16 protein-coding genes and 5 tRNA genes are annotated in these 17,096 nt (G+C 38.3%); 19 read left to right on the forward strand and 2 right to left on the reverse strand.

Annotated elements, in window-relative coordinates; genetic code table 11:
* Positions 1-6: 6 nt before the first annotated feature.
* Genes R2Q84_RS20620 through R2Q84_RS20630 form a run of 3 tightly spaced genes read left to right on the forward strand, consistent with a single transcriptional unit; the run spans position 7 to position 2,071 of the window.
* Positions 7-570, forward strand: coding sequence for a DUF3347 domain-containing protein (locus R2Q84_RS20620; RefSeq protein WP_316818494.1), 564 nt, complete (start codon positions 7-9; stop codon positions 568-570).
* A 55-nt stretch (positions 571-625) separates the two neighbouring features.
* Complete coding sequence (locus tag R2Q84_RS20625) at positions 626-1,057, forward strand: DUF2147 domain-containing protein (RefSeq protein ID WP_316818495.1); 432 nt, start codon at positions 626-628, stop codon at positions 1,055-1,057.
* Positions 1,058-2,071 (forward strand): WD40/YVTN/BNR-like repeat-containing protein, encoded by a 1,014-nt coding sequence (locus tag R2Q84_RS20630; RefSeq protein ID WP_316818496.1) that lies wholly within the window; start codon positions 1,058-1,060, stop codon positions 2,069-2,071.
* A gap of 51 nt (positions 2,072-2,122) precedes the next feature.
* On the opposite strand, the gene R2Q84_RS20635 is transcribed toward R2Q84_RS20630, so the two are convergent.
* On the reverse strand, positions 2,123-2,515 hold the full coding sequence (locus R2Q84_RS20635) for a VOC family protein (protein ID WP_316818497.1): 393 nt from the start codon (positions 2,513-2,515) through the stop codon (positions 2,123-2,125).
* A gap of 137 nt (positions 2,516-2,652) precedes the next feature.
* On the opposite strand from R2Q84_RS20635, the gene R2Q84_RS20640 reads away from it, so the two are divergent.
* Positions 2,653-3,036: a VOC family protein gene (locus R2Q84_RS20640; RefSeq protein ID WP_316818498.1), complete on the forward strand. Its 384-nt coding sequence runs from the start codon at positions 2,653-2,655 to the stop codon at positions 3,034-3,036.
* An 82-nt stretch (positions 3,037-3,118) separates the two neighbouring features.
* Here the strand turns inward: R2Q84_RS20640 and R2Q84_RS20645 are convergent.
* Positions 3,119-3,192, reverse strand: a tRNA-Cys gene (locus tag R2Q84_RS20645).
* 324 nt (positions 3,193-3,516) lie between these two features.
* On the opposite strand from R2Q84_RS20645, the gene R2Q84_RS20650 reads away from it, so the two are divergent.
* The 15 genes from R2Q84_RS20650 to R2Q84_RS20720 all read left to right on the forward strand — a co-directional run bounded on the left by R2Q84_RS20650 (position 3,517) and on the right by R2Q84_RS20720 (position 17,066).
* Entirely contained in the window at positions 3,517-4,008 is a 492-nt protein-coding gene (locus tag R2Q84_RS20650; protein ID WP_316818499.1) for a DinB family protein, read from the forward strand.
* Positions 4,009-4,075: 67 nt separating this feature from the next.
* Positions 4,076-7,159, forward strand: coding sequence for an AsmA family protein (locus tag R2Q84_RS20655; RefSeq protein WP_316818500.1), 3,084 nt, complete (start codon positions 4,076-4,078; stop codon positions 7,157-7,159).
* Positions 7,160-7,171: 12 nt separating this feature from the next.
* Positions 7,172-7,660, forward strand: coding sequence for a regulatory protein RecX (locus R2Q84_RS20660; protein WP_316818501.1), 489 nt, complete (start codon positions 7,172-7,174; stop codon positions 7,658-7,660).
* 133 nt (positions 7,661-7,793) lie between these two features.
* Positions 7,794-7,866 (forward strand) — tRNA-Gly (locus tag R2Q84_RS20665).
* 69 nt (positions 7,867-7,935) lie between these two features.
* A tRNA-Leu gene (locus R2Q84_RS20670) sits at positions 7,936-8,020 on the forward strand.
* Positions 8,021-8,062: 42 nt separating this feature from the next.
* Positions 8,063-8,135, forward strand: a tRNA-Gly gene (locus R2Q84_RS20675).
* Positions 8,136-8,199: 64 nt separating this feature from the next.
* Positions 8,200-8,284, forward strand: a tRNA-Leu gene (locus tag R2Q84_RS20680).
* A gap of 241 nt (positions 8,285-8,525) precedes the next feature.
* Complete coding sequence (gene sufB / locus R2Q84_RS20685) at positions 8,526-9,971, forward strand: Fe-S cluster assembly protein SufB (protein ID WP_316818502.1); 1,446 nt, start codon at positions 8,526-8,528, stop codon at positions 9,969-9,971.
* A 16-nt stretch (positions 9,972-9,987) separates the two neighbouring features.
* Positions 9,988-10,749, forward strand: a complete 762-nt coding sequence (gene sufC, locus R2Q84_RS20690; RefSeq protein WP_316818503.1) for a Fe-S cluster assembly ATPase SufC — start codon at positions 9,988-9,990, stop codon at positions 10,747-10,749.
* Between the two features lie 21 nt (positions 10,750-10,770).
* The gene (gene sufD, locus R2Q84_RS20695) at positions 10,771-12,069 is read left to right on the forward strand and encodes a Fe-S cluster assembly protein SufD (protein ID WP_316818504.1); all 1,299 of its coding nucleotides are present in this window, start codon (positions 10,771-10,773) and stop codon (positions 12,067-12,069) included.
* 1 nt (position 12,070) lies between these two features.
* On the forward strand, positions 12,071-13,285 hold the full coding sequence (locus R2Q84_RS20700; RefSeq protein WP_316818505.1) for a cysteine desulfurase: 1,215 nt from the start codon (positions 12,071-12,073) through the stop codon (positions 13,283-13,285).
* Entirely contained in the window at positions 13,285-13,725 is a 441-nt protein-coding gene (locus tag R2Q84_RS20705) for a SufE family protein (RefSeq protein WP_316818506.1), read from the forward strand. The genes R2Q84_RS20700 and R2Q84_RS20705 overlap by 1 nt, the downstream gene beginning before the upstream one ends.
* A 6-nt stretch (positions 13,726-13,731) precedes the next feature.
* On the forward strand, positions 13,732-14,046 hold the full coding sequence (locus tag R2Q84_RS20710) for an iron-sulfur cluster assembly protein (protein ID WP_316818507.1): 315 nt from the start codon (positions 13,732-13,734) through the stop codon (positions 14,044-14,046).
* A 16-nt stretch (positions 14,047-14,062) separates the two neighbouring features.
* Positions 14,063-14,539 carry an Rrf2 family transcriptional regulator gene (locus R2Q84_RS20715; protein WP_316818508.1) on the forward strand — a complete coding sequence of 159 codons (477 nt, stop codon included), beginning with the start codon at positions 14,063-14,065 and terminating at the stop codon, positions 14,537-14,539.
* Positions 14,540-14,612: 73 nt separating this feature from the next.
* On the forward strand, positions 14,613-17,066 hold the full coding sequence (locus R2Q84_RS20720) for a bifunctional UDP-N-acetylmuramoyl-tripeptide:D-alanyl-D-alanine ligase/alanine racemase (RefSeq protein WP_316818509.1): 2,454 nt from the start codon (positions 14,613-14,615) through the stop codon (positions 17,064-17,066).
* The last annotated feature ends 30 nt before the right edge of the window (positions 17,067-17,096 follow it).

Raw genomic sequence — 17,096 nt, forward strand, 5'->3', positions numbered from 1 at the left:
GAAAAAATGAAAACAATAACTGGTTTAGTACTTACTTTAGGAGTAGTCACTTTATTTGCCGCATGTGGAAACACACAGAAATCAGCCGGGACGGACCCTCATGAAGGTCATAATCATGCGGCAACCGAAGGGCATAATCCGGCAGTAGAAACAACAGTAGCAGGAGTAAGTATAAAAGATGATAAATTAAATGCAGTTTATCAACATTATATTCATTTAAAAACAGCACTTGTTGGTAGCGATCTGGCTGAAGCAAAAGTAGCTGCAACGGCAATAGAACTGGGGACAAAAGAACTGACGAATGGTGCTGGGTTGACTGCTTTGGCAGCAAAAATTGGAGCAGCTACAGATATCGAAGTACAAAGAACTTTGTTCTCTGATCTGAGTAATGATTTTATCGCAAGAGTAAAACAATCAGGCTTAACCTCCGGAGAAATATATGTTGAATATTGTCCTATGGCTTTAAACGATAAAGGGGCGTCATGGTTAAGTAATCAAAAAGACATAAAAAATCCTTATTTCGGGGATAGTATGTTAACCTGCGGGGAGGTAAAAGAAACGATTAAATAGTTTTTGTAGATTATATGCTTCATTTAGTATCTTTAGATAAATACTAAATATATCTATGAAACATTTAACTTTTATGTTGCTGTTTACAGCAATTTCTTTTGCGGGCTTTGCCCAGAATAAAGATGCTATTGTAGGTAAATGGCTTAATGCATCTGGAGAAGCACATGTTGAAATTACTAAGAGAGGTGATAAATACTTCGGTAAAATCGTTTGGCTAAAAGATCCGAAGGATGAAAAAGGAACTGTCAAAACCGATATAAAGAATCCTGACGAAAGTTTAAGATCTAAACCAATTTTAGGCCTTGAAATTTTGAAGAACTTCGTTTTTGATGATGGCAAATGGACAGATGGCAAGATCTATGATCCGAAATCGGGTAAAACTTATAGCTGTAACATGACCCTGAAGGGAAATGATATCCTGAATATGAGAGGTTATGTTGGTATCTCATTGATTGGTAGATCGGAAACCTGGAAAAGAGTTAAATAGATGAAGCATTTACTTTGTTGGCTGTTTTTATGGCCTGTTATCGGTTTTACACAAACTTACAATCTCGTTCCTTTGTCAAAAGGACCAAATACCAGTATCAGGGGGATGTCTGTCGTTTCCAATGAGCTGGCATGGGTAAGTGGAAGTAACGGATATATTGGTAAAACAACTGATGGAGGTAAGACCTGGAAATGGGTACAGCCCGCAGGGTATGAAAAATTAGATTTTAGAGATATTGAAGCCTTTGATGCCCAAAAAGCCATTATTGTAAATGCAGGTTCGCCTGCCTATGTTTTGTTGACGACTAACGGAGGAGAAACATGGACGGAGCATTATAAAAACCTGGATTCAGCTATCTTTTTAGATGGAATGGATTTTTGGGACACAAAAAATGGGATCATCTTTGGTGATCCCATTTTACATAAAATGCAAGTACTCCGGACAAAAGATGGGGGAATGACCTGGATTGACATTTCTGCAAATCTAAAGTTAGACATGACTGTAGGGGAAGCCGGGTTTGCTGCTAGTGGTACCACAATAAGAACTTTACCCGGAGGTAAAACCTGGATAGCCACGGGCGGTGCTGTAGCGAATGTTTATTTTTCACCTGATTATGGCGAGAGCTGGAAACGTTTTAACTGTCCGATTATACAAGGAGAATCGAGCACAGGTACTTTTTCAATGGCTTTTAATGATAAAAAGAAAGGGATAGTAGTAGGCGGCAATTATTTAAAGGATAAAGACAACTCGAATAATGTTTTATTAACATCTGATGGTGGGAAAAGCTGGACAAAACCAGTTAAACCCGTTGCTGGTTATCGTTCGGGGGTAACTTATATCAATGCCAATGTTTTAGTGGCTACCGGAAGTTCCGGTACAGATATTTCAGAGGATGGAGGTCGTACCTGGAATAATATTTCTACTGAGGGCTTTAATGTTATTCAGAGAGCTAAAAAAGGAAAATTGGTATTACTCGCAGGTAGTAGAGGGGCAATTTATCAATTGATTTTTTAATATAACAGACAAAAATAATAATAGCCCCGGATCATCCCCGGGGTTATTAAGTTATTCCATAGAAAAAAGGCCAAACGGATTACCTTCAGTATCTACACATATGGAGATAAATCCGAACTCGCCAATAGAGAATTTTGACCTGCTAACCTGTCCTCCGGCACTAGCTATGCGACTTTCCTCGATACTGCAATCCTGACACGGAAAATAAACCATAGTATTTACACATCCGCTGTCACCTTCTTTGGTTCCGGCCATTTCAACCAGCGCTCCTGAAACACCCTGGTTTTCCGGATCAGAGAAGAAAGCCATTTTCATATCCCCGGATTCCTCAGTTGGATCAGCAATGTTCCTGAATTCTGTTCCCAATACGGCATTGTAAAATTTTTTAGCCCGTTCCATGTTCTTAACATAGATCTCAAACCAACAGATAATATTCTGATTCATAATTTATGATTTTTAAGTTGTTTGTTTTCAAACTTAGATAAAAAACATAAAATACACGCGTGTGTTTACGCCAAATTTGAGGTGCGTTTGCGACAAGAAAAATGTGGGTTGTTTATAGGAAGTTGTACTTTTGTAGTATGATAAACAAGGTTCACCATATTGCCATTATTTGTAGTGATTATGAGATCTCTAAAACTTTTTATACCGAAGTGTTGGGATTTACCATTCTTAGAGAAGTTTATAGAACCGAAAGACAATCATATAAACTGGATCTGGCGGTAAATGGAATCTACGCTATTGAATTGTTTTCTTTTCCTGAGCAGGTAAAAAGACCATCCAGGCCAGAAGCTACAGGTTTAAGACATCTGGCGTTTGAAGTAGATCAGCTGGATGAAGTTGTTGATACGCTTTTAAACAAAGGAGTAGAGGCAGAGCCCATCAGGATAGATGAGTTTACAGGAAAACGCTTTACTTTTATAGCCGATCCAGATCAGCTTCCAATAGAGTTTTACGAAAAATAAAAAGCCAGGTCATCCAACCTGGCTTTCAAACAAAACTTAGATCTAACCAAACATCTAAATGCAGTCAATATAGAAATTGTACTGGACGTCAAGGGCGGATTCGAACCGCCGTCGAAGGTTTTGCAGACCCTTACCTAACCACTCGGCCACATGACTTTATGTTCATCGTTTAAACGATTACTAATGCAAATATATATAAAGTCTATAAAATTAATAGATTTTATTGAAAATAAAAACAGAATTCATGTTAATTGATTGTTTTACAGTATGTTTATTTTGTTTTTTTTATCAATTTGTTCCTTTTAAGACTCCCTATAGTGAAATTTGAACATCTTAATATGCCGTAATTGCCCCCTTTAATTGTCGCGTTGCAGCTATCTTTTTTATAGTCAGAATACTTAACTTTAATACTATGCAGGTGCGTGAGGTTTGTGTCTTATGCCTGGCTATTATTTATGTTAAATTTTAAACTAAAAAACTATGGAAACCAAAGCGACGAGAGCTGAAGGGCTACTTACTTTATTTGATATGCAGACTACATTCTTTGAACGGGCAATTGAGGGGATAAGTGTAGCGGATATGCATAACCGTTTAAATACTAAAGCGAATCATATGGCCTGGCTTACCGGTTCGTTAGTGCAGCAGCGTTATTGGATGACAACAGAGATTCATCCAGGGCTTAAGCAAACGGGAGAAGAGTTATTTAAAGATTATAAAGGTATTCAGGATGATGCGGTTTATCCAACTAATGCGGAGTATATAAATGATTGGAAGAAATTTACGCCCATTGCAAGGGAAGCTTTAGTGACGATCTCGGACACCAAATTGGATAGCGAACTAGATATGGAAGGAATGAAGATGACTTACTATGAAATGATCTCTTTCACTATTTATCGGGAAGCAAGCATTATCGGGCAACTGGCCTTGTGGCGTAGGTTGTTAGGTTATCCGGCATTGAAATATGATGACTAGGTGCTATCCAATTGATAAATAAAAAATTATCTTTGTGGCGACTCCACGGATTAAATATTTTATCAGTTTGAAGAAGGTTTTAAAAATTACAGGAATAAGTCTCGGCACATTATTCCTTTTGTTGTTTATTGGTCCATATTTGTTTCCGGACACCATTAATAAAGAAGTACAGAAGGCGATTAATAAAAATATAAAAGGAGAGGTTAAATTTGAAAGTACAAGCCTCTCTTTTTTTAAACATTTTCCTTCTTTAACGTTAAGTTTAAACGAATTCATGCTCAAGGGAGCTGCTCCTTTTGAAAAGGATACGCTTTTGTATTGTAAAGAGTTGTCTTTTGGTGTAAACCTGAGTACTATATTTTCTTCGCAGATCAGGATAGATGAAATATTTCTGGATGAATCTGTCATCAATATTAAAGTTGATGAAAAAGGAAATGCGAATTATAATGTTTATCAAAGCGAGGCTAAACCTACTGAAAAGACTGATGCAACTTCAACAGCGATAAAGATTGAAGGTATATTTATCAATAAAAGTAACCTGAGTTATGAGGATCAGTCTGTACCTATGCTGATCAGTGCCAAAGGATTAAAATATTCCGGGAAAGGTGATTTAAGTCAGGCTATTTTTGATCTGACAAGTAAAGCGGAGATCGAGGCTTTGGACGTTTATTATGATAAAGAACCTTATTTAGTGAACAAGAAAATTAATGCCAGGCTCGTTACTAAGATTAATACAAATTCATTGGATTTAATGTTTGATGAAAATGACTTAAAAATCAATTCACTTCCTATACATTTTGTTGGCAGGTTTTCTTTTATTGAGGATGGCTATGATATTAATTTTAGAACGAAGATGAAGGAAACCGATTTACATAATATTTTTACGGCCATGCCACCGGCAATTGCGGAGCGTATGGAACGTACAAATATGAAGGGGTATGCCGAGATTAAGGCTTCTTTAATTGGAAAATACCTTGCCGGTAAAAAGATAATGCCAACATTGTCGTTCAATCTAAAAATTCGCGAGGGTGAAATCTCTAATCCAAAGGCTCCTGAACGGCTCAGCAAATTGTATTTGAACTTACAAACTAAATTGCCATCGTTGGATATGGATAGTTTGTACATCAACATGGATAGTTTGTATTTTAATATTGGCAAAGACTATGTAGGTGCAATGGTGAATTTAAGAGGACTAAAAACACCTGAAGTTTATATCCAGAGTCGTGCAAACATAGATCTGGAGAAATGGGGGAAGATTTTTGAAGTAGATCAATTGAAAGGAAGATTTCTGATGAATTTTAATGCGCAGGGTACCTATACAAAAAAGGTTGTGCGTAGTGGGGTAAGAAAGGTAGATACGGTGATTGCAACCATTCCGACATTTAAACTGACGACTTCGCTAAACGGGGGCTACTTTAAACACCATGCGGTACCTTCAGCCATTGATAAGATCAGTTTTAACATCAACGGAAAGAATACTGATGGAGAATATAAGCACACGGAATTTGAGGTTACGAATTTGAATATCCAGGCACTTTCTAACTATATCAGAGGATTTGCTAAGTTTAAAACAGGAGGAAACAGCCCAATAGATGTACAATTGAACGGCTTGTTAAATTTAGCAGAGATTAAGGATTTTTATCCGCTAAAGGACCTTGAACTAACTGGTAAGTTGAACCTGAATGTGAAAAGTAAAGGGGGATATAACAAAGCAAAAAAACAATTTCCTGTAACTGAACTTGCCATTTTGTTGAATGATGGAAGAATAAAAACGGCACATTTTGATCAGGCACTGGAGCGTATCTCTGTTGATGGTATGCTGACCAATAGAGATGGGACTTTAAAGAATACTGTGATGAACATTAAGCCTATATCTTTTGAAATGGGCGGGCAGCCATTTGAATTGAAAGCTGCTGTTCAGAACCTGGAGAACGTAAAATATAATATTACTTCTAAGGGGAGTATTGACATCGGTAAAATGTATAAGCTGTTTGCGGTTAAGGGGTATGATGTAAAGGGATCTATTATTACTGATGTTTCATTTAAAGGCTTACAGAGTGATGCAATGGCCGGAAGATACAGCAGGCTTGATAATAGAGGGAAGGTGATTGTTAAAGAGATGACATTGAATTCTGACCTGTTTCCGAAATCGTTTCTGGTTAACAATGGCGTGTTCTCCTTTAAGCAGGATAAAATGAAGTTTGAACAGTTCAAAGGAAACTATGGCCAATCTGATTTTAGTATGGAAGGTTTTCTGGGTAATGTTGTCAATTATGTGTTGGTAGATAAGGCAAAGCTTACAGGTAATTTCAAATTGAAAAGCGGGAAGTTGTTTGCTGATGAATTCATGGCTTTTAATGATGGTGCTGCGAAAGGGGCGGAGACGGCAAGTCCTGCTGCCAGTGGGGTGATCATCATTCCTGATAATTTAAACGTATCGGTTACTGCAGATGCGGGAAGGGTATATTATAACGGCCTGGAAGTAAAGAATGCAAAAGGAACATTGGTATTGAATGATGGAACGATGAGCTTAAACCAGGCTGCTTTTAATTTAGTGGATGCTGTGGTAACGATGGACGCGAAGTATAAGAGTTTAACTCCGTTGTCGGCAACTTTTGATTATCATATCCTTGCTAAAGAATTTGATATTGCAAAAGCCTATAAGGAGATTAAGTTGTTTAGAGATCTGGCAACCTCAGCGTCGAAGGTGAAAGGGGTAGTTGGTCTTGATTACCAGTTGTCGGGTAAACTGAACGCTGATATGATGCCTGTTTATCCTACTTTAAAAGGTGGAGGCGTACTTTCTGTTAAAAAAGTAAGTTTGATGGGTTTTAAGTTAATGAATGCGGTGAGTAAGGCTACAGACAGAGATAGTTTAAGTAATCCTGATGTTTCTGAAGTGCAGATTAAAACCACTATCGCCAATAACCTCATCAACATTGAACGGTTTAAAATGCGGGTTGCTGGTTTCAGGCCACGTTTTGAAGGGCAGGTTAGTTTTGACGGTCGTTTAAATCTGAAAGGAAGATTAGGTTTACCACCATTTGGACTGTTTGGAATTCCATTAAGTGTTACAGGAACTCAGGAAAACCCTAAGGTTGCGTTAAAACGTAATAAAGAAGGGAAACTGGAAGAGACTGCTGGAGAGTAAAAATAAACCATAGTGGAGGAGACAGAGAAAAAAAAGATCAAACTGGATAAAAAGACAGCCTTAGCGAAGGCGGAGCATTACTGTGCCTACCAGGAGCGGTCACAACAGGAGATCCGTGATAAGTTATATGAGTGGGGGCTATGGACGGATGATGTTGAAGAATTGATTTCTGAACTGATCCAAACTAATTTTTTAAATGAGGAGCGGTTTACGCAAGCTTACGTTTCCGGGAAGTTTAATATTAAACATTGGGGAAAGATTAAGATTAAGCAGGGGCTGAAGTTAAAAAGGATACCAGATAAAATGATTCAGCGGGCATTGAATGGAATTAATTATGACGAATATTTAAAAGCTATTTTATCAGCTGCGCAGAAAAAAGCTCCTTTAATTAAAGAAAAAGATCCTTTTAAGCGCCAGTATAAGCTGGTCAGCTACCTAATGGGGAAAGGATTTGAAAAAGACTTAATAATTCTAGTTCTGAAGGCCAATGAGTTAGCGTAGACGCTGCTTTTTTTATTAAAAATAACTTGACGTTAATATAAAAGTATTTATATTTGCAATCCCAAACGGAAACAAGGTATGAAAATTACCAAGTATCAGAGGGAGAGACATCGGATGATGTCAGGCACATAATGCGAAAGTAGCTCAGTTGGTAGAGCACGACCTTGCCAAGGTCGGGGTCGCGAGTTCGAATCTCGTCTTTCGCTCTAAACATTTTCAATACCAGGAAGATGTTTAAAAAATTAATCCTGTTGACGGTTGTTGACAACGATTATGCTCAGATGGTGGAACTGGTAGACACGCAGGACTTAAAATCCTGTGACCTTAAAAGTCGTGCGGGTTCGATTCCCGCTCTGAGTACAAAATACTACATTATAAATAATGTAGCAACACAATACCAATGCGAAAGTAGCTCAGTTGGTAGAGCACGACCTTGCCAAGGTCGGGGTCGCGAGTTCGAATCTCGTCTTTCGCTCTAAAGCCTTCTTAAACGAAGGCTTTTATTTTTAAACAATACTTTCTCACGGACGTAGAGAAATGCTCAGATGGTGGAACTGGTAGACACGCAGGACTTAAAATCCTGTGACCTTAAAAGTCGTGCGGGTTCGATTCCCGCTCTGAGTACATAAAAAAGCTTCTAGTGAAAACTAGGAGCTTTTTGCATTTTAGCCCAGATTCAATTTTGGCATTTTTTTAATTCCTGTTCCATAACTTTTGAGATTGCTTCGTTTTTCTTCTGTTTAACGTGGGAGCTATTCCGTGAAGTAAATCTTACATTTCTCTGTTTGTACTCTTTTGTATAAACAAGCAAAAGAGGGTATCTTTGTGTTATGTTATAATATTAATCTTTCAAAATCAACATACCATGAAAGAAAAGCAGGAAACACTGGAACAGGCTGTATTGAATGAATACAAATATGGTTTTGTGACAGATATAGATACAGATACAATTCCCAAAGGGCTTAATGAAGAAGTGATCAAACTCATTTCAAATAAAAAGAATGAGCCGGAATGGATGCTGGATTGGAGGCTCAAAGCTTATAACCATTGGTTAAAGCTGGAAGAGCCAACCTGGCCTAATGTGAAATATCCAAAAATTAATTACCAGGATATTATCTACTATGCCGCTCCAAAGCCCAAAAAACAATTAAATAGTCTTGACGAGGTTGATCCCGAATTGCTGAGTACATTTGAGAAACTTGGTATTTCTATCAGCGAGCAAAAGCGCCTTACGGGGGTGGCTGTAGATGTGGTGATGGACAGCGTTTCGATTGCTACTTCCTTTAAAAAACAGCTGTCCGAAATCGGAGTGATCTTTTGCTCCATTACAGAGGCGATACAGGAGCATTCCGAACTGGTGAAAAAATATATGGGATCTGTGGTTCCTATGACTGACAATTATTTTGCAGCATTGAATTCCGCAGTCTTTACTGATGGGTCTTTCTGTTATATCCCTAAAGGAGTAAGATGTCCGATGGAGCTTTCCACATATTTCCGTATCAATGCTGAAAATAGCGGACAGTTTGAAAGAACGCTGATTATAGCTGAAGATGAAAGTTACGTCAGTTACCTTGAGGGGTGTACCGCGCCTATGCGTGATGAAAACCAGTTGCATGCAGCTGTTGTAGAACTGGTAGCTATGGAAAAAGCTGAAATAAAATACTCTACCGTCCAAAACTGGTATCCGGGCGATAAGGAAGGTAAAGGTGGTATCTACAATTTTGTAACGAAAAGAGGAATCTGTAAAGGAAATCATTCAAAGATATCCTGGACCCAGGTAGAAACCGGATCTTCCATTACCTGGAAATACCCGAGTGTGATTTTAAAAGGTGATTATTCTATTGGTGAGTTTTACTCAGTTGCCTTTACCAATAATCATCAGCAGGCCGATACAGGCACAAAAATGCTTCATCTTGGTAAAAATACGACCAGTAGAATTGTAGCAAAAGGAATTTCAGCCGGACATAGTCAAAATAGTTACCGCGGATTGGTTAGGGCAAGTAAACAGGCTTTAAATGCAAGGAATTATTCCCAATGTGACTCTCTGCTACTTGGAGATAAATGTGGTGCGCATACTTTTCCATATATAGAGGTTAAACATAAATCAGCTATTGTAGAACATGAGGCTACAACATCTAAAATTGGCGAGGATCAGCTTTTTTATTGTAGGCAAAGGGGGATAGATCCTGAAGCTGCAGTTGCTTTAATCGTAAATGGTTTTGCTAAGGAAGTGATGAACCAATTGCCTATGGAGTTTGCGATAGAAGCACAAAAGCTGCTAACGATTAGTATGGAAGGTAGTGTCGGTTAATTAAAAAAAGAAGAATATGTTATCAATTAAAAATATACACGCAAACGTCGAAGGTAAAGAGATATTAAAAGGTATCAATCTTGAAATAAAAGCAGGAGAGGTACACGCTATAATGGGGCCGAATGGTTCAGGGAAAAGTACATTGGCTTCCGTATTGGCTGGCAGAGAAGAATATGAAGTAACAGAAGGAGAAGTTAGTTTCTTAGATAAGGATTTATTGGAATTATCGCCGGAAGACAGGGCCAGGGAAGGTCTTTTCCTTGCCTTTCAGTATCCTGTTGAAATACCTGGGGTGAGTACAACCAATTTTATCAAAGCAGCTGTAAACGAAAGACGAAAATATCATGGTTTGGAAGCGCTGGATGCAGTCGCTTTTTTAAAGATCATGAAAGAAAAAATGAAATTGGTTGAAATAGACCAGTCATTGTTAAGTCGTTCCATAAATGAAGGTTTTTCGGGAGGAGAAAAGAAGCGTAATGAAATTTTTCAGATGGCGATGCTGGAACCTAAACTTGCGATTTTAGATGAAACGGATTCAGGTTTAGATATTGATGCGCTTCGTATTGTAGCGAACGGGATTAATAAATTGCACAGCCCGGATAGAGCTGTACTGGTCATTACCCATTACCAACGCCTGCTGGATTATATTCAGCCCGACTTTGTTCATGTTTTGTACAATGGTCGTATCGTTAAATCTGGCACTAAAGAACTCGCACTTGAACTAGAGCAAAAAGGCTATGATTTTATTACAGACGAAGTTGATTTGGCTGCGGAGTAGTTTTTATTAAAACCATGTGAAATGATTGATTTAACTTATTTTAGAACTCAATTTGACCAATTACAGCAGGAAGATCCGGAAGGAAGTATTGCTGTAATTCGTCAAGAAAGTTTCGATACTTTTAATAAAACAGGTCTGCCTACTTATAAGACCGAAGAGTGGAAATATACGGGAGTGAGCAGTCTGTTTGAACCTGCTTATCAACCCGCTACCCATACGTTAACTGTAGCAGATATTGATGCTTTACGCATGCCCGGACATCATAAAGCCAATGAATTGGTTTTTGTAAATGGTCTTTTTGATGCCGAATTATCCAGTATCCTTTCTGATAGTGATGAATTAACGGTGTTGCCTTTAAAGGAGGCTTTGGATAGCGAATACAAGGATTTAATAATTCGACAGCTCAATAAAAGTGCTGAGTACATTAAAGATGGTATCCATGCGCTAAACGGTGCTTTTATTGAAGAAGGGGTATTTGTCCATGTACATAAAGGCAAGGTGCCACAACATCCTTTGTATATTTATCATATTTCAGATGCAAATCAAGGGGCTGTATTGGCTCAGCCACGCAGTTTAATATATGTAGCTGAAAATAGTAAGCTGCAAATGACAGAGACGTATGCTACCCTGGGAAGCGCTGATAGTTTTTGTAATGAAGTGTTGGAAATGGTGGTAGCACAAAATGCATTTGTGGAGTATTATAAAATACAAAATGATGTAACAGCCGCCAGCCAGGTTAACACTACGCACATTACCCAGATTGGACAAAGTTACGTGCATGCGGTAACCATTACTTTAAAAGGCTGTATTGTTCGCAACAACCTGAATGTGATATTGGATGCTCCAGGTAACGAAGCGCATTTGTATGGGTTGTACCTTTTGAAAGGAAAAACCCATGCTGATAACCATACACTTATCGACAATAGAATGCCAAATTGTTTTAGTAATCAATTGTATAAGGGGATTGCCGATGATTCGTCAACAGCTGTCTTTAATGGTAGAATTATGGTTCAGCCGGATGCGCAAAAAACGAATTCTTTTCAGTCCAATAAAAATATCCTTCTTTCTGATAATGCAACTATAAATACCAAACCTCAACTGGAAATATTTGCTGATGATGTAAAATGCTCGCACGGATGTACGGTTGGACAGCTGGATGATGAGGCTTTGTTTTATTTAAGAGCAAGAGGGATTCCGAAAGAACAGGCGGAAGTATTGTTATTACAAGCTTATGCCGCTGATATCCTGGCACAGATTAAACCTTTGGCTATAAGGGCTTATGTAGAAAAATTGGTTTACGAACACTTATCAATAGTTTAAAATGAGAGTAGCAGAGTTAAGACAGCAGTTTCCTATTTTGGGAAGAACAGTGAAAGACAAACCGTTGGTTTACTTTGATAACGCTGCTACATCCCAAAAACCACAGTGTGTAATAGATGCGTTGACCCATTATTATTCGCATTATAATGCGAATATTCACAGAGGGATACATACACTCGCAGAAGAGGCTACCATGGCCTACGAGGCAACGCGGTCTGCTGTGCAGGACTTTATAGGTGCTGCTTCAGCAGAAGAAATTATTTTCACCCGGGGAACTACTGAAGCAATTAATCTGGTTGCCCATACCTGGGGTAGAGAAAATGTTGGTGCTGGTGATGAAATCATCATATCTGGTATGGAACATCATTCTAATATTGTGCCCTGGCAAATCATCTGTGAAGAGAAAAATGCTATTTTAAAGGTGATTCCTGTATTGGATAATGGTGAGCTGGATATGGATGCCTTTAAACAATTGCTAAGTAATAAAGTAAAATTGGTGGCTATTGTTCAGGTGTCAAATTCCCTGGGGACTGTAAACCCTGTAAAGGAAATTATTGCAGCCGCACATCAGGTAGGTGCTAAGGTACTTGTCGACGGTGCACAATCTGCTGTTCATCTGGATATAAATGTGCAGGATTTAGATTGTGATTTTTTTGCTTTTTCCGGGCATAAGGTATACGGGCCAACAGGTATTGGTGCATTGTATGGAAAGAAAATGTTGTTAGATACGATGCCTGTGTTTCAGGGCGGAGGGGAGATGATCAAAGAGGTGACTTTTGAAAAGACTACCTATAACGATTTGCCTTATAAGTATGAAGCGGGAACGCCTAATATTGCCGATACGATCGCTTTAAAAACAGCACTGGATTTTATCGCTAAAATTGGGAAAAATCAGATCAGGAAACACGAAGATGAATTGTTGGCTTATGCTACAGTGCAATTGCAGGCCATCCCAGGTTTAACGATTATAGGTCAGGCTAAAAATAAGGTGGGCCTGGTTTCTTTTGTTATTGATAACGTTCATCCTCAGGATATAGGTGTGTTACTAGATAATATGGGCATAGCTGTAAGGACCGGGCACCACTGTACGCAGCCATTGATGAAGCGTTTTGGTATTCCGGGAACCGTGAGGGCTTCTTTTGCATTGTACAATCAAAAGGAAGAAATTGATGTACTGATTGCAGGCTTACACAAAACGATAAAAATGTTAGCATAATGGAATTGAAGGCAATAAAAGAAATAGAAGAAGAGATTATCGAAGATTTTGCGCTGTTTGACAGTTGGGAAGATAAATACGAGTACATCATTGATTTGGGAAAAAAGCTGGATGTACTTGATGATGAATATAAAACTGAGGAGAATAAAATTAAAGGATGTCAGTCTACTGTTTGGCTCACAGCTTCGTACATAGATGGAAAGGTGATCTTTAAAGCTGATAGTGATGCCGTGATTGTAAAAGGATTAATCAGTATGTTGATTAAAGTGCTTTCGGGACATACACCAGAGGAGATTTTAGCTGCTCAAATGAATTTTATTGCTGAAATAGGGATGATGACTCATTTGGCCCAAACCAGATCTAACGGTTTGCTGGCCATGATCAAACAAATGAAAAATTATGCGCTTGCTTATAAAATGATGCAGGAAACAAAAAACTAACAGGTCATGGATAAAGAAGAATTAAAACAGAAGGTTATTGATTGTTTGCAAACCATATATGATCCTGAAATACCGGTTAGCATATATGAACTGGGATTGATTTATGAAACGGAAATCTTACCGCCTTTAAATAATGTACAGATAGTAATGACACTTACTGCTCCGGGGTGCCCGGCTGCGCAGATCATTCCACAGGAAGTAGAGCAGAAGGTAAAAGAGATTGAGGGCGTAAATGAAGTTTCTGTTATTGTTACCTGGGATCCGCCTTGGAATAGGGATATGATGTCCGAAACGGCGCGACTGGAACTGGGGATGATGTAAATAATGATTTAAAGAGATGAAGATTACCGCACAAGAAGAATACGGGTTAAGGATTTTACTGCGTATTGCCAGGCATGATCAGAAGGAAGGAATTAGTATACCGGCAATAAGTGAATCGGAGGGCTTATCTACAGCTTATGTGGCTAAACTTACCCGTGTTTTACGCATTGCCGGCTATATCAATAGTACACCGGGATATAAAGGGGGCTATGTATTAGCTCAACCTGCAGATCAGGTTAATATTAATCAAGTGATGAAAGTGCTTGGTGGTGCACTTTTTAGTAAAAAATTCTGCGAAGATTATCCTGGTGCATTGAAACTTTGCACAAATTCTATTGACTGTTCAATACGTTCTTTATGGCAAATGATCCAGTTTACTGTTGATCAGTTATTGGATAAAGTTACTTTGCAGGATCTCATTAGTCCCGAACACGAGTCAAGTGCTTTACTGGAATCCATTTTGCAACAGGATCCTGCAAAGGCAATTGTATAATTTGTTGGAAGATGCCCCAGATAAAATGAAATCTGATGTTCAATTATACACCACATAAGCTTAATTTTGCCGGATGAACAATACCTATTATACCATCAGTGATATCGCAGAAATACTAAATCCTATATCTTTTAAAAAAGAAAATGATTCAGTGATCAGAAAACTGGTAATTGATAGCAGAACGGTAATAGACCCGGATGGGTCTTTGTTTTTTGCATTAAGTGGGAAAAGAGATGGTCATGGATACCTGGCTGATGCGTATCATAATGGTTTGCGTAATTTTGTAATTAGTGATGCATCATATCTGGATCAATATCCGGATGCAAATGTGCTATTGGTAAGTGATGTATTGTTGTCCTTACAGTTACTTGCAAAATATAATCGTGAACAGCATCATTTAAAGGTGATTGGAATAACTGGAAGTAATGGTAAAACCATTGTTAAAGAATGGTTGTACCAGTTGCTGGCTTCTGAATTTAATATTATACGAAGTCCAAAAAGCTTCAACTCTCAGATAGGGGTGCCACTTTCTGTTTGGGAAATAGATGCAGATCATACACTTGGCATTTTTGAAGCAGGGATATCAAAAGGTGAAGAAATGGAATCTCTGGGTGATATGATACAACCCTCCATAGGGATACTCACTAATTTAGGAGAAGCTCATGCAGAAGGTTTTTCCTCTCAAAAGGAAAAACTGGATGAAAAGTTAAAGCTTTTTAAAGATGCTGAACTGTTCATTTATGCTCCTGAATATACATTAGGGATGCCAAAAAATGATTTGCCGGGACAAGTGAAGTTCTCCTGGAGCCTTAAAGAACAGGCAGATCTTCAAATCTTGTTTATAGAACCTATTGATGGAAGAAATTATATCAGGGCTAAATTTAAAGGTGCCGAAATTGAATGCCTGATTCCTTTTAGTGATAAGGCTTCTGTAGAGAACGGCATTATTTGTTGGGCAACGTTGCTGGCGTTGGGTTATACACCTGAACAGGCAGATGAACGTTTGGAAAAGCTAACCCGGGTAAGTATGCGCCTGGAGTTGAAAAATGGTATCAATCAGTGTTCTATCATTGATGATTCTTATAGTGCAGACATTTCTTCATTGGCTATTGCACTAGATTTTTTGAACCTTCAGAATCAACACCCTAAAAGAACACTCATTTTATCTGATATCTTTGAAACGGGAAAAAGTAATGAAGTGCTTTACCTGGAAATAGCTGCACTTTTAAAGCAAAAAGAAGTAAATAGATTGATAGGTGTTGGACCGAACATTACTGCTTCCGCATCGTTATTTAATCTTGAAACTACCTTTTTCGATAGTACACAAGCCTTTGTCGAAAGTTTTCCCGCATTACATTTTAGTAATGAAACTATTCTGGTAAAGGGAGCAAGGAAGTTTGAGTTTGAGCGGATCAGTAAGCTGATTGCTCAAAAAGTACACGATACCGTGATGGAGGTGGACCTCAATGCTTTAGCTGGTAATTTACAGTTTTATCGTGCCAAGCTACAGCCTGGTGTTAAAATAATGGCTATGGTTAAAGCCTTCTCCTATGGTAGTGGTAGTTTTGAAATCGCTAATTTATTGCAATACCATAAAGTAGATTACCTGGCTGTAGCTTATACAGATGAAGGTATTGCCTTGAGGAAAGCCGGTATAAAAATGCCAATTATGGTTATGAGTCCGGAGCCTTCAGCTTTTGATGCAATTGTGCGTTTCAAACTGGAACCTGAAATCTATAATTTAGAAATTTTGAGGAGCTTTATCAGCTTCATACAAGAAGTGAATTATCCTGTGCATTTAAAAATAGATACAGGTATGCATCGGTTGGGATTTGAAGAGCCCGACTTAACAGAACTTTTAAATACATTAGCCGAGACCGATAAAGTAAAAGTTGCTTCTGTGTTTTCTCATCTGGTTGGTAGTGAGGAAGGAGCGCATGATGAGTTTACAAAATATCAGGTTCACCGGTTTACAGATATGGCAGATATCATTAGTAAAGGGTTGAATTATAAGTTTATAAGACATATTTCTAATACTTCCGCAATTTCACGTCATCCTGATGCACAGCTCGATATGGTTAGAATCGGCATTGGATTGTATGGGTTTGATGCGGGATTAAAAGCGAATAAAGGATTGCAAACAGTAGCCGTTTTAAAAACGACCATTACCCAGGTTAAGGACATTAAACCTAATGAAACTGTAGGTTATGGCCGAAGAGGTTTATTGCCTGAAGGTGGAACTATTGCTACTGTAAAGATAGGTTATGCTGATGGTTATAGCCGTGCTTTTGGTAATGGGGTAGGAAGGATGCTGATCAAAGGGAAGATGGTGCCTACAGTTGGTGTAATTTGCATGGATATGTGTATGTTGGATGTGACCGGTTTGGATGTAAAAACCGGAGATGAGGTTGTTGTATTCAACAGTGAACTCACCATCGCAACATTAGCGGAGCAGATTGGAACAATTCCTTACGAAATATTAACCAACGTTTCTCAACGTGTAAAGCGGGTTTATTTTTATGAATAAATCCATTACAAAAATATCTAAGTTTGCATT

This window comes from Pedobacter nyackensis (assembly GCF_032678475.1).
GTDB classification, from domain to species: domain Bacteria; phylum Bacteroidota; class Bacteroidia; order Sphingobacteriales; family Sphingobacteriaceae; genus Pedobacter; species Pedobacter nyackensis_A.